Raw genomic sequence first — 19,901 nt, 5'->3', positions numbered from 1 at the left:
GATGTACATGTGGACAGAGGAAAAGATGATACAGGAGGAAAAATTTTGAAACAGATCGCAGACCTGCACATACATTCCAGATATTCCATGGCAACCAGCAAAGATGGCACGCCGGAGATGCTGGATCTCTGGGCGCGGAAAAAAGGAATCACACTCCTTGGAACCGGAGATATGACACATCCCATCTGGCGGCAGGAGTTGAAGGCGAAGCTGATCCCTGCAGAACAGGGACTATTCCGGCTGAAAGATGAATATGTTTTGCCGGAGGCGTCACGCTATCCTGGAAAAGCACCCAGGTTTGTACTGTCCGGTGAGATCAGTTCCATCTATAAAAAAGGCGGAAAAACCAGGAAGGTGCACAGCCTGATCCTGCTTCCGGGATTCAATGAGGCAGATGCTTTTGCCGCAAGGCTGGAAAAGATCGGAAATATCCATTCAGACGGACGTCCTATTTTGGGGCTGCCCTGCCATGATCTTCTGGAACTGATGCTGGAGGTCAGTGAGGAGGGTATCTATATTCCCGCGCATATCTGGACCCCACATTTTTCCCTGTTTGGAGCGAAGTCCGGATTTGACACCATAGAAGAATGCTTTGAAGAACTGACACCTTACATCCATGCCCTGGAAACCGGACTGTCCTCAGATCCAGTGATGAACTGGCAGATTTCGGCGCTGGATGGATATCAGCTGGTATCACACTCTGATGCACATTCCCCGTCAAAACTTGGACGGGAAGCAGATCTTCTGGATATTGAGCTTTCCTACCGGGGCTTGTGGAATGCGGTGCAGAAGGGAGAAGGACTTACGGGTACCATCGAATTTTTTCCGGAAGAGGGAAAGTATCATTATGACGGACACCGGAAATGCGGCGTCTGCCTGAGCCCGAGAGAGGCAGAAAAGTATAATGGTATCTGTCCGGTGTGCGGAAAGAAACTGACCATGGGTGTGGATCACCGGATCCTACAGTTATCTGACCGTGATGAGAGTTCAGCGGCCATGCCGGAAAGCGGCCGCCCATATGAAAGCCTGATGCCGCTGCCGGAGGTGATCTCCGCATGTGTGGGATTTTCCACGGCAAGCAAAAAAGTTCAGGGACAGTACGAGGCTCTGCTTGAGAAACTGGGTGCGGAGTTTACCATATTGAGAGAGGTTCCGCCGGAAGATATCCGAAAAGCCGGCGGAGAAGTTCTGGCGGAAGGCATCCGGCGGCTCCGTGCAGGAGAAGTGGTGCGGAAACCGGGATCTGACGGAGAATATGGAAAAATAGAATTGTTTTAAGCGAATCAGGTAAGTCCTCTGCAGGATTGCGAATATCGGCTTGATCCAATTAAGAAAATTTCTGAAATGGTGTGAAAAGAAGCAGCTGTTAAATATTTATGTATTGTGAAGAGTATTGCCGGTCATAGCGTGAGCTGCAAAAGGTAAAAGGCGATAATGATAAAGGATTGGAGCAGGATAGAGATCATGAAAGAAAAAATCGGCATTATATCAGACACTCACGGTCTTCTGCGGCCTGAGGTACTGGAAATCTTAAAAGACTGCAAATACATTCTTCATGCCGGAGATGTCAATAAAGATGAGATCCTGGATGTACTGCGTTCCATGGGGAATCTCTATGTGGTCCGTGGAAATAATGATAAAGACTGGGCGGAAAATCTCCGCACCAGTCTAAGCTTTACCATTGGCGGCGTGAAATTTTTTATGGTCCATAACAAAAAAGACGTTGCGTGGGAGCTGGGGGACACACAGGTGGTCATCTTCGGGCATACTCACAAATATTTTGAGAAGATGATCGATGGCAGACTGTGGCTGAATCCGGGAAGCTGTGGAAGAAGCCGCTTTGGCGGAGAGGTTACCATGGCGGTGATGACTGTGGAGGATGGCAAATATCAGGTGGAAAAAATCATTTTGGCGGAAAATTCCAGGAAATGATCATAACCCTGTTTATAGATCCTTTTATGCAGATCTGTTTCTGTAGATTACTGGAATACGCTGATGCATAAAAGGATTTTTTGTATTTTATTGGATACAATCCTTGTAATTTTGGATTTGTAGCGTATAATAAAAAAACGTTTAAAACAAAAGTGGTCTTACCACTTTTGAAAAATTCGTTTGAGCGCAGACTGTGAACGCAGCTGCGTTCATGAGTATGCAGTAAAGCAAAATATGAATATGCGCTTTACATGAATCAGGAGGGATGCAACATGAAGCATGTGCAGCAGTTCAGCATCATCCTGTTGATTTCCGTCATTGGAGAATTACTGAAAACCTTTCTTCCGCTTCCGGTACCGGCCAGTGTCTATGGATTGATCATTATGCTGGTAGCTTTGCTCACAGGTATTCTGAAGCTGGATCAGGTCAAAGGTGCGGCAGATTTTCTGGTTGAGATCATGCCGGTGATGTTTGTGCCGGCTGGTGCGGGACTGATCACAGCCTGGAGTACTCTGAAACCGATCTGTGTACCGGTTCTCATCATGACGTTTATCAGCACGGTGATCGTAATGGTCGTAACAGGAAAAGTAACACAGGGAGTGATCCGTATGGGAAAGAGAGGAACTGAAAAATGATGGAATTCATAAAAAACTCCGCATTTTTCGGAGCAATGATAAGTCTGATCGCCTATGAGATCGGTCTGATCCTGAAAAAGAAGTTTAAAATGGCGATCTTTAATCCGCTTTTGATCTCGATCATCTGTGTTATTGGTGTTCTTTTGATCTTCCATATTGATTATGATGATTACAATGAAGGTGGAAAATATATCAGCTATCTGCTGACCCCGGCAACAGTCTGTCTGGCAGTGCCCCTTTATGAGCAGATCCATCTGCTGAAAAAAAATCTCAAGGCAGTGGCTGCCGGGATCTTTTCCGGAACGCTGGCTGGGCTTTGCAGCATTCTGCTTATGGCGAAATTGTTTGGCTTTGATCATCAGGAATATGTCACTATGCTTCCGAAGTCTATCACAACTGCCATCGGAATGGGTGTTTCCGAGGAGCTTGGCGGTATCGTGACCATCACCGTTGCCGTGATCATCATCACAGGAGTTCTGGGAAATATGCTCGCAGAGGTTGTCTACAAGATCGCAAAGATCGAGGAGCCGATCGCAAGAGGTCTTGGACTTGGAACATCTGCCCATGCTATCGGAACAGCCAAAGCCATGGAGCTTGGCCCGGTAGAAGGAGCTATGAGCAGCCTTGCCATTGCCGTAGCCGGATTGCTTACGGTTGTAGGAGCGTCTGTGTTTGCGGGAATGATGTAAAAGCAGATATCATAGGATTTCAAATGCCCTTTCAAAGTGTCACATTTTACAAGTCTGTCGTTTACGGCAGGCTTTTTTTGTTGTTCGTTGGTAATATCCCGCGGAGCGTGTTACTGAGAACGGAGTGAACAGCAACGCTTTTTTCCAATGCGTCGTAAAACCCCTTGCTTCAGCTATGGGGATATAAGACGCGTCCATCGAATTTATATTCTGACCTGTAAGTGGGGACTGGCTGACAGTGGTGTGCTAAAATAAATAGCGATTGCGGATAAAAAAAGAATGCTGTTTGTCGGAGTGACCGGCAGGCAGCATTCTTTTTTGTGGATATTAAAGACGAACATATTTTTGTATAAAATAAACAAATGTTCGAAAAAACCATATTTGTACCGTTTTATTGGACTAAAAATGAGCTATAATGCAAACATACAGAAAATATGTTTGGAAAATATGTTCGATAAATCGTGAGACGAACATAGGACAGGGAGGATGGATCTTATGTGGAATACAGAGAGCAGCAGGAAGGCAGTATTGGCAGAAGGAAGATATGTGGAAGCTGAGAACGGACATTGCGGCAGACAGAAGCTTTCCTCAGGAATGGCAATGGTACTGGGCGCACTTCTTACAATGGAGATCATGCTTGGCGGGGCGATGCTGTTTAATTTTGATTTCCGCGGAGCAGATATCGTTGCTGTTGTATTGTCATTCATGGTATTATATTTTGCAGTGGTAGCATCACTGACAGACAAGTAGCAGAACGGAGGAGAAAGGATGCCAAGGGTCTTTAACCAGAAGATTAAAATTTTATATCTGATGCGCATTTTTCTGGAGCAGACGGACGAAGAGCATCCGATGTCTGTGAAGGAGCTGATCGCCTATCTGAATAGTCTGGGGATCAGTGCAGAGCGTAAGACTGTCTATGATGATATTGAAACCCTGCGGAATTTTGGAATGGATATCCTGAACCGGCGGGAGCACCCGGCCGGTTTTTATCTTGCCAGTCGGGAATTTGAGCTTCCGGAGCTGAGACTTCTGGTGGATGCAGTACAGTCCTCCAGATGTATCACCAATGGGAAATCCCGACAGCTGATCAGGAAGCTGGAGAGCCTTGCCAGTGTTTATGAGTCCAGACAGCTGCGGCGACAGGGATTTGCAGAGAACCGTATCCGGACTATAAACGAGAATGTGTATTACAGTATTGATATGATCCAGCGTGCATTAACTGAGGACAGGCAGATTTCTTTTCAATATTGTGAATGGACTGTGGAGAAGAAGCTGCGTCCGGAGAATGAGGGAGAACGATATTCGGTCAGTCCCTGGGGACTTGTATGGCAGAATGAGGAGTATTATCTGATCACTTACGACGAGAAGTGTGGAAGGGTTAAGCAGTATCAGGTAGATAAGCTCCAGCAGATCCGTATAGAGAAGGAGGTGCGACGCGGCAGAGAATTTTTTGAGAATTATGATATAGGGGAGCTGACATCCAGGACCTTCGGGATGTTTGGCGGCAGAGAAGTAACCATATGTCTGGAAGCACATAACCGCTTGGTCGGGGTGGTGCTGGATCGGTTTGGCAGAGATATTATGATACACAGGAAGGATCCTGAACATTTCAAAACACTGGTTCGTGTAAATATCAGTGACCAGTTCTTTGGCTGGATAGCCAGTCTTGGCCCGGATGCGGTGATCGCGTCACCGGATGAGGTTCGCGATAAGTACCGGGAATTTCTTGAGAAAAGTCTTTCTAATTACAAATGATAAATATATGATAAAGAAAATCTGTATATAATAAAGATTCAGGAAAATTCACTCCTGAGTCTGCAGGTTTTCAACAGAAATAATATATAAAAAAATAAATGAAAACAGACAAAAATGAGAAAAATCATATAATAGCTGCATCTGAAATATAAAAATAATATAGATAGCATATATAAAAAAGATAATAGACATCGCGATGCTTAAGTGCTATAATGCTTTCGACTCTTAGGAGGGAATAAATTTTGCCATTTCAGGCAGATTACGGACGGTGAAGATATGACTGTAAAAGCAAGAATGCTGAAGCTTCTGGAGCAGCACGAGAATGAACTGATATCCGGAGAGGCGGCAGCAGCAGAACTAAACTGCACACGGGCAGCCATCTGGAAAGCTGTGAAATCCCTTCGTGAAGAGGGATATACCATAGAAGCTGGACCAAACAAAGGCTATGTGCTTCGAGGAGGCAGCCGTTTATCGGAAGAAGGAATACGGCTTTACCTCGATCATCCGGATGTCCCTGTAAAAATATACAGAGAACTGGATTCTACAAACCGGGCAGCCAAGGAGGCTGCATTTTCAGGAGAAGCAGGTCATGGTGCACTGATACTGGCGCGCAGACAGAAAAGCGGAAGAGGCCGAAGAGGCCGAAGTTTTTATTCTCCTGAAAATGCAGGACTTTATATGAGTATCGTTCTAAGACCTGACCGAACTCTGAAGGAAGGACTCCTGATCACTACAGCGGCGGCAACTGCAGTGTGCCGTGCAGTGAAGAAAATCTGCTGGATCGACCTTGGGATCAAATGGGTCAATGATCTGTATCTTCATAATAAGAAAGTGTGTGGGATACTGACAGAGGCTGTTACAGACTTTGAAAGCGGGAACATTGAGTTTGCAGTTGTAGGAATTGGTTTGAATCTGTATATGCCGGAAGATGGGTTTCCTGAAGATATACAGAAAACGGCTGGAGCATTATTTGAAAACAGGAATGACGCAGAGCATATAAACTGCAGTATTCTTGTGGCGGAGATCGTCAATCAGCTTCTCATGGAAGTGGAGACTCCGGGACTTTCCAGAGAATATACAGAAAATAATATCATTCCTGGAAACATGATCGTGATCACAGACGGACAGTGTACAAGGGAAGCTTATGCAGAATCCATAGCACCAGATGGAAGGCTTCTTGTGAGAGAACAGGATGGTTCAGAAACCCTGCTTTCTTATGGAGAAGTATCTGTACGCAGGAAGTCGGATCAAGGTTAATTGAAATGAATTGTATATTTTGTATAAAAAACAGATTCTTTTTTGTGCAAAACAGGCAAAAATAATATTGACATTCTGGAAATGCGGAGTAAAATAAAGTCAACTACAAGGCGTGGTCATACCAATTATAAAAAGATACGATCAGCGCCAAGAGAAAAGGAGGGAGAAAAACGGGAGATTTATCAAGTACACTGGCAGAAGAACTAAACAGTAAGACAGCCTTTACCATTCCGGCGTTTGGTGGAATACCAATTGCAGAATGCGTGGTAGTCACATGGGTCATCATGGCGGTTCTTGTGATTCTGTCTCTGATCTTAGTTCGGAATCTCAGTGTGGAAAATCCGGGTAAGAAGCAGCTGCTTCTGGAGACCGGGGTAAGTTTTCTTCAGGATTTCTTCATGGGTATCCTTGGAGAAGAAGGCAAACAGTATGTGCCTTATTTGATGTCAACCGTAATTTACATCGGAATAGCCAATATCGCAGGCGTATTTGGTTTTACACCACCAACGAAGGACATGAATGTTACCATTGCGCTGGCGCTGATGAGCATTATTCTGATCGAGTATGCAGGCTTTCATAAAAGGGGACTGAAGGGTTTCCTGAAAAGCTTTGCGGAGCCGGTTCCGATCATGCTTCCGATCAACATTCTGGAAATAGCGATCAGACCTACATCTCTCTGCATGCGGTTGTTCGGTAATGTTCTGGGAAGCTTCGTAGTTATGAAGCTGCTGGAGTTTGTTTGTCCGGCCATTCTTCCCATACCATTCAGCCTGTATTTTGATTTCTTCGACGGATTCATACAGGCGTATGTATTTGTATTCTTAACATCCTTGTTCATTAAGGAAGCAATTGAGTAGTGAAGCGGAAGATCCGCTTGATCTAAAAATGAAAAAAATTGTATTTTACAGGAGGAAAAAACTATGTTAATCGCAATTGGTGCAGCTATCGCAGTTCTTACAGGTATTGGAGCAGGTATTGGTATCGGTCTTGCAACATCTAAAGCAGTAGAAGCTATCGCAAGACAGCCAGAGGCAGAGAGCAAGATCAGTAAAGCGCTTCTTCTTGGATGTGCTCTTGCAGAGGCAACAGCTATTTACGGTTTCGTAATCGGTCTTCTGATCATCATCATGCTTGGCTAATAGGTAAAGACGAGATACTAATTCAGGATTAAGAGAGGCAGGTGGACCAGGTGATTAAAATTGATATCAACCTTGTCTTTACTATTATAAACCTGATCGTTCTTTATCTTTTAATGAAGAAGTTCCTTTTCGGCCCGATCATTGGTGTTATGGAGAAGAGAAAAGCTATGATCGATGAGCAGTTTGCTTCAGCAGAGAAGACAACTACTGAAGCAAACCAGCTGAAAGGACAGTATGAGGATGCACTGAAATCTGCGAAGGAGGAATCCTTCAGTATTGTAGAGCAGGCTAAGGACGAGGCAAAAGTACAGGCAGACAGCATCGTGAAGAGAGCTAATGATCAGGCTGGTCAGATTCTTGAGAAAGCAAGAAGAGATATCAGCACTGAGCAGGAAGCTGCTATGAAAGCGATGGAAGGCAAAGTGGCTGAGCTGGCAATGGATGCAGCATCCAGAATCATGGGAAAAAAGAACGACGAAGCACAGGATATGTCCCTATATGACCAGTTTTTAGAAGGAGCAGGTGATCCTCATGACAGAGACGTCCATTAATTATGCAAAAGCATTATACGGTCTTTCTGTCCCGGGGGAGGCAATCTGCGAAACAGGAAGGATTTTTAAGAATACACCTGAGATAGGTAAGATGCTTGAAAATCCACTTGTTTCCCTCAAAGAAAAAGAACAGGTAATAGAGCGGGTTTTTCCGCAGGAAATGAAGAGTTTTCTTAAAGTAACGTGTAAGTATCAGAAGATTGACAGAATCGGAGAGATCCTTGAAGCTTATGATGCTTACAGCCGGGAACAGAAAGGAATTCTCAAGGCAGAGCTTCTTTATGTAACACGTCCTGCCGAAGAGCAGGAAAATAAGATGAAGGAGTTTCTCCGTAGCCAGTTTTCTGCCAGAGAAGTGGAACTTACCCTTACAGAGGATAAAAGCCTTGTAGGTGGATTTGTTCTCAGGGCAGGAGATCGTGAGTACGACTGGAGCCTCATCGGACGTTATAAGAAACTGAAACAGAAATTAACCCGGAGGTGAAATTGAATTGGGTGCAATAAATCCAGATGAAATCATTTCGATTCTCAAGGAAGAAATAAAGAACTATGACGAAATCAGCAAGGACCAGGAAGTAGGCACTGTCATCTCCGTGGGAGATGGTATCGCAACTGTTTATGGCATCGATCATGCCATGTACGGTGAGGTCGTGACCTTCGAGAATGGTCTGAAAGGTATGGTACAGGATGTCCGTGCCAACAGCATGGGATGTATTCTTTTCGGAAAGGATACAGGAATCAAGGAAGGCACCAAGGTTGCCAGAACTGGCAAGCAGGCAGGTATTCCGGTAGGGGATAAATTTATCGGAAGAATCGTGAACGCACTTGGTGAGCCTATTGATGGAAAGGGAGAGATCCAGGCAGAGGAATATCGCCCGATCGAGAACCCGGCTCCTGGAATCATCGACCGTAAGTCTGTAACTGTACCTCTGGAAACAGGAATCCTTTCCATTGATTCCATGTTCCCGATCGGCCGTGGACAGCGAGAGCTGATCATCGGCGACAGACAGACAGGTAAAACATCCATCGCAACCGATACGATCATCAACCAGAAAGGTAAGGATGTGATCTGTATCTATGTTGCCATCGGACAGAAAGCTTCTACCGTTGCAAAGGTAGTTTCCAATCTTGAAAAATACGGTGCAATGGAGTATACAACCGTATTCTCCGCAACAGCCAGCGACTGTGCACCGCTTCAGTATATTGCTCCTTATGCTGGTACTGCTCTTGCAGAGTATTTCATGTATCAGGGTAAAGACGTACTGATCGTATATGATGATCTTTCCAAGCATGCAGTGGCATATCGTGCATTGTCACTTCTGCTTGAGCGTTCTCCGGGACGTGAGGCATATCCTGGTGACGTATTCTATCTTCATTCCAGACTTCTGGAGCGTTCCAGCCGTCTGAGTGAAGAGGCAGGCGGCGGATCCATTACGGCACTTCCGATCATCGAGACACAGGCCGGTGATGTATCTGCATACATTCCTACAAACGTAATTTCCATCACAGATGGTCAGATCTTCCTGGAAAGTGATCTGTTCTTCTCAGGTATGCGTCCGGCAGTCAATGTTGGTCTTTCCGTATCCCGTGTTGGTGGTGCTGCACAGACCAAGGCTATGAAGAAAGCTTCCGGTAGTGTACGTATCGACCTGGCACAGTACAGAGAGATGGAAGTGTTCACCCAGTTCAGTTCAGATCTGGATGAGGCTACAACTGCACAGCTGAAATACGGAAGCTGTCTGATGGAGCTTCTGAAACAGCCGCTCTGCAGCCCGTTAAGTCTTCATCAGCAGGTAATTACTCTCTGCGTTGCGACTCACAAGCTGATGGTAGATGTAGAAAAGAAAGAGATCAAGAAATATCAGAAGGATCTTCTGGAGTACTTTGATAATGTATATCCTGAGATCGGCAAAGAGATCGAGACTACAAAGCAGCTCTCTGATGAGCTTGTAGAGAAAATCGTAAAGGCGGCAGAAGAATTCAGAGATAAGAGCAGGTAGGTGTTGATATGGCAAATGCAAAAGAAATACAGACTCGTATGAAAAGCATTCAGGACACCATGAAGATCACCAATGCGATGTACATGATTTCTTCTTCCAAGATGCAGAAGGCCAAGAAGATCCTGCAGGACACGGAACCATATTTCTATAATATGCAGGCTGCCATTGCCAGGATCCTCCGTCATATGCCGGACATCCAGCATCCTTTCTTCAGTGAGCGTCATCTTGTTCCGAAGGATGAAAGAAAGGTAGGTACCATTGTCATTACAGGTGATAAAGGTATGGCTGGTGCATACAATCATAATGTACAGAAAATGACAGAAGATTTCATGGAAGAAGTACCGGGACATCACAAGCTGTATGTCCTTGGTATGGTAGGGCGTCAGTATTTCGGCAAGAGAGATGTGGATATGGACGGCAGTTTTCATTATACCGTGCAGAAGCCGACTATGCACAGAGCACGCCTTATCACGGAAGAGATCGTACGGGCATTTCTTGAAAGAGAGCTGGATGAAATTCACATTGTCTATACACAGATGCTGAATGCGATGGCAATGGAAAATGTGAATATGCAGCTTTTACCGCTGAAAAAGGCTGATTTTAAGGTGGGTCAGATCCCGGCAGATATTTATCAGGAGGAGATCGTGTTATCTCCGTCTGCAGATGTACTTCTGGATACTATGATCCCCAACTACCTTACAGGTGTGATCTATGGATGTCTTGTAGAGGCATATGCCAGTGAGAACAGTGCGAGAATGACAGCAATGCAGTCCTCTACAGATAGTGCAAAGGCGATGCTGAAGGATCTTTCCATTCAGTATAATCGTGCACGTCAGGCTGCGATCACCCAGGAGATCACAGAGGTTATCAGCGGTGCTAAAGCACAAAAAAGGAAGTGATGACTATGAATAAAGGTAAGATCGTACAGGTTATGGGACCTGTTGTAGACGTTGTTTTTGAAGACGGACAGCTTCCGGATATCAAGGATGCCCTTGAAGTCGAGAACAACGGTAAGAGATGCGTTATGGAGGTGTCCCAGCACCTTGGAAATAATATCGTACGCTGCATCATGCTGGGAGCCAGCGAGGGCCTGCAGCGAGACAGAGAAGTAACAGCTACCGGAAGCGGTATCAAGGTTCCGGTTGGAGATAAAACACTTGGTCGTCTGTTCAACGTTCTTGGAGATACCGTAGATGGCGGTGATTCCCTGGACGGTGAGGAGCATTGGGTCATCCATCGTGATCCGCCTTCATTTGAGGAGCAGAAACCGGCAGTTGAGATCCTGGAAACAGGTATCAAGGTTATCGATCTTCTTGCTCCATATGCCAAAGGTGGTAAGATCGGTCTGTTCGGTGGTGCCGGTGTTGGTAAGACAGTCCTTATCCAGGAGCTTATCCAGAATATCGCTACCGAGCATGGTGGATATTCTATTTTCACCGGTGTCGGTGAGCGTTCCCGTGAGGGTAATGACCTTTGGACAGAGATGAAGGAATCTGGTGTTCTTGAAAAGACAGCCTTAGTGTTCGGACAGATGAACGAGCCGCCTGGAGCACGTATGCGTGTTGCTGAGACAGGACTTACCATGGCAGAGTATTTCCGTGATCAGGAGCACAGAGATGTACTTCTTTTCATTGATAATATCTTCCGTTTTGTACAGGCAGGATCTGAGGTTTCCGCTCTGCTTGGACGTATGCCGTCCGCAGTAGGATATCAGCCTACACTGGCAACTGAGATGGGTGAGCTTCAGGAGAGGATCGCATCTACCAAGGAAGGTTCTGTTACATCTGTACAGGCAGTATATGTACCGGCCGATGACTTAACTGACCCGGCTCCGGCAACAACATTTGCCCATCTGGATGCAACAACCGTTCTTTCCCGTAAGATCGTTGAGCAGGGTATTTATCCGGCCGTAGATCCGCTTGAGTCTACTTCCCGTATCCTGGAGGCAGATATTGTTGGTGAGGAACATTACGAGGTTGCACGTAGAGTACAGGAGATCCTTCAGAAATATAAAGAACTTCAGGACATCATTGCTATTCTTGGTATGGAGGAGCTCTCAGAGGAAGATAAGCAGACAGTATTCCGTGCAAGAAAGATCCAGAAGTTCCTTTCCCAGCCGTTCCATGTAGCTGAGAACTTCACCGGTATCAAAGGTAAATATGTACCTCTGAAAGAGACGATCCGCGGATTTAAGGCGATCATTGACGGCGAGATGGATGATTATCCGGAGAACGCATTCTTTAATGTTGGAACCATTGATGATGTAATTGCAAAAGCAAAAGCCGAGGAGAACCGGCAGTAAGGAGCAGCTATGAGTGAGACATTTGGCCTGGAAATATATGCCAGCAATAAACTGGCTTATGCAGGACGTGCTCAGAAGCTTATTATCCCGGCAGTGGATGGTGAGCAGGGATTTCTTGCCCATCATGCGAATGTTGTAGCTGCCATCATTCCCGGTGAGATGCGTTTTGAGGATGCTGACGGTAATGAGTATGTGTTTGCTGTGAGCAGCGGATTTGTTGAGATGATCAATAACCGTGCCAAGCTGTTCTGCCTCAGCGTAGAGAGTCCGGACGAGATTGATATCCGCCGTGCTCAGGAAGCAAAGGAACGTGCAGAAGAGCAGCTTCGTCAGAAACAGAGCATCCAGGAGTATCATATGAACCAGATGGCACTTGCGAGAGCGATGACACGTCTTAAAGTAACACATAAGCAGTAAATTTAAATCATATAAAAAGATCCATTGTCAGGAAACTGGCAGTGGATCTTTTTTTCTCTGTTATTTTGTGGATGAAGCAGGATCAGATTCGGTATTTTCCGGATCAGTAATGGAAGAAGCTTCAGAAGCTGTATCTTTGTCTGAGTTATCAGAAGTATGAACAGGCTTTTCTGTCAGCTGCTGATATGGACGATAGGGTTCCCAGTAATGTTCATCTTTTGTTTCGGTTTCCTGTTTCAGTTTCTTTTTCTGCTGAGTAAGAAGATAAATACCTGCAGCAATGATACCTGCAGCAATGACGATCTGCGGAAGGCTGTTGCAGATATTGTATACATAGTCGGCCATATTATTCGGTACAATGAAGTACAGAAGACTTGTGAAACGACTCCACAGGATGCAGATACCAAACAGGATCAGAACCCATGCAGCTGCACTCTGATGTTTTTGTAAGAATTTTCCCATATCACCGGAAAACTGATCCATGTGAAGAATGTAATTATCCTCTACAGAGTAGAATTCTTCTTCTGACAGGGATTTCAGATTATGGACATTAAAAAAACTATAGAACCATATCACCGGGAGAAACATGGCCAGCCATCCAAGACCGGTTATGGATGCCAGTGCGATCGATCCCCAGAATAGCAGCATAATGCTAAGTCCCTGTTTTTTAAATCCCATGTACATTTCCCCGGCACCGGGGATCAGGGAAAAGATAAATACCCAGAAACCATGTTTTTGTTTTTTCATAAATTTACTTGCCTCCGTTTATAATTTTATTCGTAAGATCGTTCAGATTATTACTGATCTTCTGAGAATGTTCACTGAGCTGGGAACCTACCTGCATGGAAAGCTGGTTTAGGCCGGAACCAATGTCAAGGGATGAAGAAATCTTAACTTTTGTTTCCGGTGAAGGATGAAGAGCCGTAAAATCTGTCTGAGATACAGAAAAAAGCATGATCAGCGCAACACCCATGCCTACGGCAGTCCGTAAGCCTGCACAGAGAAGCTTCATCCAATAAGCAGTTTCATGTATTTTTCTGGAAGCCTGAACTTCCGGAGAAGCTGCTTTTTTCAGAATTTCATCCTGCAGATAGGATGGAGCATACTCAGAAGCGGCATCCTCATTCTGAAGAAGTTCATCCAGACAGAAGTCACATTGCTCCATATGCTCCAGAAAATGGATCATTTCATCCGTATTCATGGTTCCGTTCTGGAATTTCTGTAATTCATCCTGTGGTATGTGCATCTAATCACTCCTTTCCAGCAGTGCTTTCAGCATAGATCTGGACCGGTAGATCTGCGTCTGGACTGTTTTGATATTTTTATTCTGCGCTTTTGCAATTTCTGCGGCGTTTTTTTCTTCGCAGAAATGCTCAAGGGCAACCTCCCTGTAGGGGCTTTTCAGCGCTGAACATAAATGCCGGATCCGATCCTTGAAATCTTTGTCCAGAAATGCCTCCTCCGGGGAAAACTCTTTATCATGGAGCTGTTCAAAATAGGTGTCCTCTGTGGGAATGGTACGTCTGCCGGCTGCTTTCAGATGATCCAGACATTTTCTGACTGCGATCTTGCTGAGCCAGGCTTTTTCGTAGGTGCCATCAAAACGGGAGAGATTTTTGTAGGCGGAAAGAAAAACATCCTGTGTCAGATCCTCGGCGTCAAAGGGATTGCCCACCGATTTCAGACAAATGGAAAATATTAAGTTTTGGTATGTATGTATCAGATATTCCAGATATTTTTCCCGTGTAATGCAATCAGCTCCCTTCTCTTCCCGCTTCATTTATTATAACGCGGAACCTGAAGGAAAGCCTTCAGCTTTTATAGAAAAATATGTAAATCATTGGATAAATGCCGTTTTTATATAGCGGGGAGAGAAAATTTGGTCTATACTATAAGTCGTCAAAGCAGAGATGCAGAAAGGATGAGACAAATGACAGAGACGAAACGTTTATATTATGAAGATGTATATAAAAAAGAATTTACAGCCAAAGTCCTGGAGTGCAGAGAAGCAAAAAAAGGTTTTCATATCATTCTGGATGAGAGCGCTTTTTACCCGGAGGGCGGTGGACAGCCAAGCGATACCGGATATCTCAACGATGTGAAAGTAAAGGAAGTGCATGAAAAAGAGGGAGAACTTCTTCATTATACAGATCAGCCGATGGAAGCCGGAACAGAAGTACAGGGACGCATCGATTGGGCAAGAAGATTTGATCTGATGCAGCAGCATTCCGGTGAGCATATGGTGAGCGGACTGATCCATGAGGCTTACGGATATGATAATGTAGGCTTTCATATGGGAAGCGATACCATTACCATAGATCTGAATGGCCCGTTGGATGAGGCGCAGCTTGCTGAGATCGAGCGGAAAACAAACCAAAAGATATGGGAAGATACGCAGATAAAGATCATATATCCTACAGCTGAGGAACTGGAAAAGATCGATTATCGAAGCAAAAAAGAGCTCACCGGTCAGGTGCGGATCGTAGAATTTCCAGGGGTGGATATCTGTGCATGCTGCGGAACTCATGTGACACATACCGGAGAGATCGGAATGGTGAAACTTCTTTCCGTGGAAAAATTTCGTGAAGGTGTCCGTATTGAGATGATCTGCGGAAAACGTGTGCTGGATTATCTGAACATGGTCAATGACCAGAACCACCAGATTTCTGTAAAGCTTTCCGCAAAAATGGATAAGACTGCGCAGGCAGTGGAACGCCTTCAGGAAGAGAATTTCCGACTGAAAGGACAGGTTGGGCAGCTGGTAGACGACATGTGCCGGAAAGAGGCAGAGCGTTATGCAGGAAGCGGAAGCGTTCTCATCTTTATGGATGGAATGGATGCAGACAGTGTGCGGAAGCTTGCAGACGCCGTGACACAGACCTGCCAGGGCTGCTGTGCGGTTTTTTCCGGAAATGCAGACGGAAGCTACAAGTATGCAATAGGTGAAAAAGATGGCGATCTCCGTCAGTTTACAAAAGAGATGAATGCGAAATTAAACGGACGCGGAGGCGGAAAGCCGTTCTTTGTACAGGGATCGGTGCAGGCATCTGAGAAAGAGATCCGAAACTTTTTTGAACAGTGATGAAAATGTTTGGGGAATGTCATGCACATATATTTCTCAATGGCTATGATTACCGGAAAGCCGTTGAGACACAGAAAAACGGGCCCCGGGATACACTGATCCGTGCTCATTTTGAGGAATACCGGAAAAGAGGAATCCGTTTTGTGAGAGACGGAGGAGATCATTACGGTGTGTCAAAACGGGCTGCCAGACTGGCCCCGGAATATGAAATTGACTATCGCACACCGGTTTTTGCCATTTATAAAGAGGGTCATTACGGGAAGATCGTTGGAAAAAGCTTTTCAGACATGAAGGAATATCACAGAAGAGTTCTGGAAACTGCCGCTGAAGGTGCGGATTTTATCAAGATCATGACTACAGGGCTTCTGGATTTTGCAGATCACGGGAAAATTACGGGAACGCCGCTTTCAGCAACGGATGTGAAAGAAATGGTACATATTGCTCATGAAGAGGGATTTGCCGTGATGAGCCATACAAATGGATGCTATGGCGTACAGGCAGCAGTGGAGGCTGGTGTTGACAGTATTGAGCATGGGAACTATATGGATGATGAGACGATTTCCATGCTGGCAGACAGCGAAAGCGTGTGGGTTCCGACACTTGTAACTGTGCGGAATCTTAAAGGCTGCGGCAGATTTGAAGATACGATCCTTGCATCTATTATAAAGACAGGCGAGCAGAATCTGAAGAAAGCTTTTGAAAAGAAGGTTCATGTGGCAGTAGGAAGCGATGCCGGTGCATATCAGGTTCTTCACGGCCAGGGTGTACAGGATGAAAGCAGAGCTTTTTTTGATATACTGGGTGATACGCAGGCAGTACGAAGCTGGATGGAAGATGGAGAAAAAAGGATCCGTACCATCTTCCGTCACGGGTCTTCGAATTTAATACAGGTATAAATATTGGAGGTGCGTGATTTCGCAGGGTTGAAAGTAACCCGGAGATCGGCACCTTCTTCCATTCCGCTTGAGGAAAGGTCCGGAACGTTTTCACGGCTGCAGAGGATCTTTACGCCGTCGTATGTCTGGAGCAGCACGGTATTGGCGGTTGTGCCCAGGATCGTGCCGGTTACAGTAGAAGTAATGTTGCGTACTGAAAGTATGTCCGGATCCTCCCCGGTGATTCCACGGATCTTCATGCCGCTGGTGGATTCACCATTAAATTTACCGGTATAGATAATGTTTACATAAGATCCCGGAGCCATTCCTCCTTTGAAATATACAGGGGCGGAGGAAAGTGAAACTGTCAGTTCCGATCCTGTGGCCTGCGGGATGACAGTCATTGTGCTGGTGCTGACACTTACGATCTTTGCACGGAGATGCTGTTCTTTTTTCTTTGGTTCAGGGGAAGGCGTAGGAGTTGCTGCAGGTACTTTCAGTGGATCCGTATCGGAGACACTGATCACTTTTGTGAAACTGCCGTCATACTGTTTGTCATCCACGAGTGTTTCGTTGATGAATTTACCGCGAAAATGGACATAGACCCACTTGCCGGCCTTGATGCCTTTTTTGTAGTATTGTCTGACACCGGTGACAGGGAAGGTTACGGTATTTCCCTTTTCTGTAACTATCACAAGGGCATTGGAGGTGAGTGATTTCACTTTGCCCTTTAAAGTGCGGTCCTCCAGAGGAGTTTCATTATGATATTTGTCGGTTATTTTGATGGGGGAAATGGTGCTGATATCCGTTCCGGAAAGCTGTCCCTGGTAGATCACACTGACCTGATCACTGGATACAACGCCGTATTTGCATTCAAGCCTTGTCTGGGAAACATCAAATACATAGGTTTCTCCATTGCTGGAAATCGTCAGATGTGTACCGTCAAAATCCAGCAGTGTGCCGGTAAGCTCATCTATATAAACACGTTCTTCCGTGGAAGGCTCCTGATCTTCCTGTTCTGTGGAATCTGAAGCAGTAACGTCTGAAATTTTATCCTGAAGAGAAATAATATGATCATCGATCTGATCATTGCTGCAGCCTCCCGCAAAAAGGGAAAGGCCGAGAATCATACATGCAGCAGACAGTTTTTTCATTTGTGTCCTCCGACCCGGGATAACGGTCAGTCCTGTTTATCTGTAAGATCATGGGTTTCCGACGCCGGTATAAAGTCAAAGATCTGGCGGAAAGAATCCCATTGCTCACGGCTGTCGATTCCATGGTTGATCAGACCCGTGCATTCAGTACAGGCATTGGTATCCAGATAATTATCGTAATAAATATGATAGGGATTTTGGGTGTTTTTTTCCTGCGGATCGTTCATCGGATCAGTCTCCTTATTGATTGATAAGGATCAGTATATGAAGGCAGGAAAGATTTTATACATATTAAGGGTATTATAGCAAAAAGATTTTTTGATTTCTACAGGGATTTACGGAAAATCCATGCATTTACTGAAAACGTGTTCCTACAGGCTGAACACGGAACCAGTAGGTATAGGAATACTGAAATCCAAGAGAGCTGTAAAGCTTTTCTGCGGAAGTATTGTTTTTTACCACCTGAAGATAAGCGTGGCTGGCGCCTCTTTTTTTGCCCTCATTGAGAAGACCGGTACAGATCTGACGGGCATATCCTCTGCGGCGATAATCTTCACGCACATGAATGGCATAGATACCGATGTAGTCGCGATCCAGGATTCCAAGACCTGTGGCAATGATCTCGCCGTTTTTTGTTATGGAAGCGCAGACAGTTTCCTTAAGAATGGCACGATACATGGAAGGAACGACGCTTCGATGGATCGGATTTGTAGTTCTTTTCAAGTCAAAAAGGCTGTGGATCCAGAAATCAGGAATTTCATTGGAAAAAAGCACATCGGTGACAGACGCATCCAGAACGGCATTGTCCAGGTCTACAGTCATAACATTTGTTATGTGCTGAACGGAATAGCCCCTGTTTTCCAGCATATAGTCAAAATCCGGGGATACAAGGGGGCTGATCTTAAAGATCGCAGGAGTTCCCAGACGCTTATAGACCTGTTCGCAGTAGGGGATTTTTTCGCGCCATGGAAGTGTGGAGGTTCCGAACTGTTCCACACTGTTGGTCCTGTGCGTATAGAAATAAGAAAAACGTAAGATCCATCCGTCATAAAGTTCCATTTTATGGGAAGGCCATGCGTTCAGTGACATATCTTCGATTTTTTTGATCGTTGTTTCCATAGTATTACCTTTCTGATATGATCAATTTATAAAGTTTATCTGCCAGGATCTGATGCCCCTGTGGTGTGAGATGGATACCGTCAGAAGTTATTGATGCAGGCCCGGACCGTGCAGCTTTCTGATCCAGATCGTTCTGCAGCGGGAGAAAAACGGCACCATGATCCTGACTGATCTTTTTAATATGCACGGACATCTGTGAAAGAAGGGGAGCCCAGGAAGCGTAGCAGCGTGGCCATGGAAAAACAAAGGGTTCCAGGAAATAGAGCTTTCGTTTCCGGGAGTTTGTGCAGGATAGCTTTTTTGCAAGGAGCTCATAACGGGTGACAAATTTGTTCATCAGATCCTGCTGTTGTGCAGATGAACGGCGGGTGTTCATCATGATCCCCACATCATTGATCCCGATCAGGACGGTAACAATATCCGGATCAGAGCTTTCCAGCCAGAAATCTGTGTTCTGAAGAAGCCGTTCCAGGGTGAAACCATCAATACCTCTGTTTTCAATGGAAAATCGGTGATCTGTGTTATGAAGCAGACAGGAGAGCTGCTTCACATATCCTTTTCCAAGAGGATCTGCGGAGAAAAGCCGTCCGCAATCTGTGATACTGTCTCCGAGACACAAAATGCGAGTCATCCAATTCCTTCTTTCTGTTATACCGGGCGGATAATTATCCGCAGTCGATTATTTTCGTATTGGTGCTTTGATAGTAGCACTTACACCAGCAGTGGTCAAGCGTACGAAATACCGGAAAATGGGTAAAAAACGAATAAACGTGAAAAACATGAAAATTTTTTAAAAAAATTAAAAAAAGTACTTGCATTTTGAAAGAAAGTGTTATATACTAACGAAGTCGGTTGAGGGAAACAACAAAAAACGAAATCAAACGGCAGAAACAAAAGAATATGGCCAGTTGGTCAAGGGGCTAAGACGCCGCCCTCTCACGGCGGAAACACGGGTTCGATTCCCGTACTGGCTATTAACTGAAAGCAATCAGAA

General features: G+C 45.2%; 23 protein-coding genes, 1 tRNA gene and 1 pseudogene. 18 read left to right on the top strand and 7 right to left on the bottom strand.

Going from position 1 to position 19,901, the window contains the following annotated elements; translation table 11 throughout:
* Nucleotides 1-87 precede the first annotated feature (87 nt).
* The 15 genes and pseudogenes from EAI83_RS08695 to atpC all read left to right on the top strand — a co-directional run.
* A pseudogene (locus EAI83_RS08695) lies at nucleotides 88-1,275 on the top strand (endonuclease Q family protein); the annotation flags it as partial.
* 189 nt (nucleotides 1,276-1,464) lie between these two features.
* A complete protein-coding gene (locus EAI83_RS08690; protein ID WP_022427149.1) occupies nucleotides 1,465-1,932 on the top strand; it encodes a metallophosphoesterase family protein in 468 nt (155 codons plus the stop codon).
* 272 nt (nucleotides 1,933-2,204) lie between these two features.
* Complete coding sequence (locus EAI83_RS08685; RefSeq protein ID WP_015525571.1) at nucleotides 2,205-2,567, top strand: CidA/LrgA family protein; 363 nt, start codon at nucleotides 2,205-2,207, stop codon at nucleotides 2,565-2,567.
* Nucleotides 2,564-3,256: an LrgB family protein gene (locus EAI83_RS08680; RefSeq protein WP_022427148.1), complete on the top strand. Its 693-nt coding sequence runs from the start codon at nucleotides 2,564-2,566 to the stop codon at nucleotides 3,254-3,256. Before EAI83_RS08685 ends, EAI83_RS08680 begins: the two co-directional genes overlap by 4 nt.
* 495 nt (nucleotides 3,257-3,751) lie before the next feature.
* Entirely contained in the window at nucleotides 3,752-4,006 is a 255-nt protein-coding gene (locus EAI83_RS08675; RefSeq protein ID WP_059086214.1) for a hypothetical protein, read from the top strand.
* A gap of 18 nt (nucleotides 4,007-4,024) precedes the next feature.
* The gene (locus EAI83_RS08670) at nucleotides 4,025-5,011 is read left to right on the top strand and encodes a helix-turn-helix transcriptional regulator (protein WP_015525576.1); all 987 of its coding nucleotides are present in this window, start codon (nucleotides 4,025-4,027) and stop codon (nucleotides 5,009-5,011) included.
* A 276-nt stretch (nucleotides 5,012-5,287) separates the two neighbouring features.
* Nucleotides 5,288-6,268 carry a biotin--[acetyl-CoA-carboxylase] ligase gene (locus EAI83_RS08665; RefSeq protein ID WP_129975101.1) on the top strand — a complete coding sequence of 327 codons (981 nt, stop codon included), beginning with the start codon at nucleotides 5,288-5,290 and terminating at the stop codon, nucleotides 6,266-6,268.
* Nucleotides 6,269-6,459: 191 nt separating this feature from the next.
* Nucleotides 6,460-7,125 (top strand): F0F1 ATP synthase subunit A, encoded by a 666-nt coding sequence (locus EAI83_RS08660; RefSeq protein ID WP_084449196.1) that lies wholly within the window; start codon nucleotides 6,460-6,462, stop codon nucleotides 7,123-7,125.
* A 63-nt stretch (nucleotides 7,126-7,188) separates the two neighbouring features.
* Nucleotides 7,189-7,407: an ATP synthase F0 subunit C gene (gene atpE, locus EAI83_RS08655; protein WP_021652814.1), complete on the top strand. Its 219-nt coding sequence runs from the start codon at nucleotides 7,189-7,191 to the stop codon at nucleotides 7,405-7,407.
* A gap of 50 nt (nucleotides 7,408-7,457) precedes the next feature.
* Nucleotides 7,458-7,958, top strand: a complete 501-nt coding sequence (gene atpF, locus EAI83_RS08650) for a F0F1 ATP synthase subunit B (RefSeq protein WP_022427145.1) — start codon at nucleotides 7,458-7,460, stop codon at nucleotides 7,956-7,958.
* On the top strand, nucleotides 7,939-8,442 hold the full coding sequence (atpH, locus tag EAI83_RS08645; RefSeq protein ID WP_015525579.1) for an ATP synthase F1 subunit delta: 504 nt from the start codon (nucleotides 7,939-7,941) through the stop codon (nucleotides 8,440-8,442). Before atpF ends, atpH begins: the two co-directional genes overlap by 20 nt.
* Nucleotides 8,443-8,449: 7 nt before the next feature.
* Nucleotides 8,450-9,958: a F0F1 ATP synthase subunit alpha gene (atpA, locus tag EAI83_RS08640; protein ID WP_021652816.1), complete on the top strand. Its 1,509-nt coding sequence runs from the start codon at nucleotides 8,450-8,452 to the stop codon at nucleotides 9,956-9,958.
* Between the two features lie 8 nt (nucleotides 9,959-9,966).
* A complete protein-coding gene (atpG, locus tag EAI83_RS08635) occupies nucleotides 9,967-10,857 on the top strand; it encodes an ATP synthase F1 subunit gamma (protein WP_015525580.1) in 891 nt (296 codons plus the stop codon).
* 5 nt (nucleotides 10,858-10,862) lie between these two features.
* Nucleotides 10,863-12,260, top strand: coding sequence for a F0F1 ATP synthase subunit beta (gene atpD / locus EAI83_RS08630; protein WP_015525581.1), 1,398 nt, complete (start codon nucleotides 10,863-10,865; stop codon nucleotides 12,258-12,260).
* 9 nt (nucleotides 12,261-12,269) lie between these two features.
* On the top strand, nucleotides 12,270-12,677 hold the full coding sequence (gene atpC / locus EAI83_RS08625; RefSeq protein ID WP_015525582.1) for an ATP synthase F1 subunit epsilon: 408 nt from the start codon (nucleotides 12,270-12,272) through the stop codon (nucleotides 12,675-12,677).
* 60 nt (nucleotides 12,678-12,737) lie between these two features.
* Here atpC and EAI83_RS08620 read toward each other — a convergent pair whose 3' ends face one another.
* Genes EAI83_RS08620 through EAI83_RS08610 form a run of 3 tightly spaced genes read right to left on the bottom strand, consistent with a single transcriptional unit; the run spans nucleotide 12,738 to nucleotide 14,457 of the window.
* Nucleotides 12,738-13,424: a hypothetical protein gene (locus tag EAI83_RS08620; RefSeq protein ID WP_110102747.1), complete on the bottom strand. Its 687-nt coding sequence runs from the start codon at nucleotides 13,422-13,424 to the stop codon at nucleotides 12,738-12,740.
* 4 nt (nucleotides 13,425-13,428) lie between these two features.
* Nucleotides 13,429-13,923: a hypothetical protein gene (locus tag EAI83_RS08615; RefSeq protein ID WP_129975099.1), complete on the bottom strand. Its 495-nt coding sequence runs from the start codon at nucleotides 13,921-13,923 to the stop codon at nucleotides 13,429-13,431.
* The gene (locus EAI83_RS08610; protein WP_129975097.1) at nucleotides 13,924-14,457 is read right to left on the bottom strand and encodes an RNA polymerase sigma factor; all 534 of its coding nucleotides are present in this window, start codon (nucleotides 14,455-14,457) and stop codon (nucleotides 13,924-13,926) included. It abuts the gene before it with no gap.
* 141 nt (nucleotides 14,458-14,598) lie between these two features.
* Here EAI83_RS08610 and EAI83_RS08605 point away from each other — a divergent pair, with 141 nt between their 5' ends.
* The gene (locus EAI83_RS08605) at nucleotides 14,599-15,759 is read left to right on the top strand and encodes an alanyl-tRNA editing protein (protein WP_129975095.1); all 1,161 of its coding nucleotides are present in this window, start codon (nucleotides 14,599-14,601) and stop codon (nucleotides 15,757-15,759) included.
* A gap of 5 nt (nucleotides 15,760-15,764) precedes the next feature.
* Complete coding sequence (locus tag EAI83_RS08600) at nucleotides 15,765-16,655, top strand: amidohydrolase family protein (RefSeq protein WP_129975093.1); 891 nt, start codon at nucleotides 15,765-15,767, stop codon at nucleotides 16,653-16,655.
* Here the strand turns inward: EAI83_RS08600 and EAI83_RS08595 are convergent.
* The 4 genes from EAI83_RS08595 to EAI83_RS08580 all read right to left on the bottom strand — a co-directional run bounded on the left by EAI83_RS08595 (nucleotide 16,625) and on the right by EAI83_RS08580 (nucleotide 19,538).
* Complete coding sequence (locus EAI83_RS08595) at nucleotides 16,625-17,788, bottom strand: hypothetical protein (RefSeq protein ID WP_129975090.1); 1,164 nt, start codon at nucleotides 17,786-17,788, stop codon at nucleotides 16,625-16,627. The two genes, EAI83_RS08600 and EAI83_RS08595, sit on opposite strands and share 31 nt — an antisense overlap.
* Before the next feature lie 26 nt (nucleotides 17,789-17,814).
* Entirely contained in the window at nucleotides 17,815-18,015 is a 201-nt protein-coding gene (locus EAI83_RS08590) for a hypothetical protein (RefSeq protein WP_021652824.1), read from the bottom strand.
* A gap of 127 nt (nucleotides 18,016-18,142) precedes the next feature.
* Nucleotides 18,143-18,907 carry a GNAT family N-acetyltransferase gene (locus EAI83_RS08585; protein ID WP_015525590.1) on the bottom strand — a complete coding sequence of 255 codons (765 nt, stop codon included), beginning with the start codon at nucleotides 18,905-18,907 and terminating at the stop codon, nucleotides 18,143-18,145.
* A gap of 4 nt (nucleotides 18,908-18,911) precedes the next feature.
* Nucleotides 18,912-19,538, bottom strand: coding sequence for an SGNH/GDSL hydrolase family protein (locus tag EAI83_RS08580; protein ID WP_129975088.1), 627 nt, complete (start codon nucleotides 19,536-19,538; stop codon nucleotides 18,912-18,914).
* A gap of 271 nt (nucleotides 19,539-19,809) precedes the next feature.
* Here EAI83_RS08580 and EAI83_RS08575 point away from each other — a divergent pair.
* A tRNA-Glu gene (locus EAI83_RS08575) sits at nucleotides 19,810-19,881 on the top strand.
* Nucleotides 19,882-19,901 lie beyond the last annotated feature (20 nt).

Source organism: Blautia sp. aa_0143 (assembly GCF_004167315.1).
In the GTDB taxonomy this organism is placed as follows: domain Bacteria; phylum Bacillota; class Clostridia; order Lachnospirales; family Lachnospiraceae; genus Blautia_A; species Blautia_A fusiformis.
This window is presented reverse-complemented; position numbering and strand designations above follow the sequence as displayed.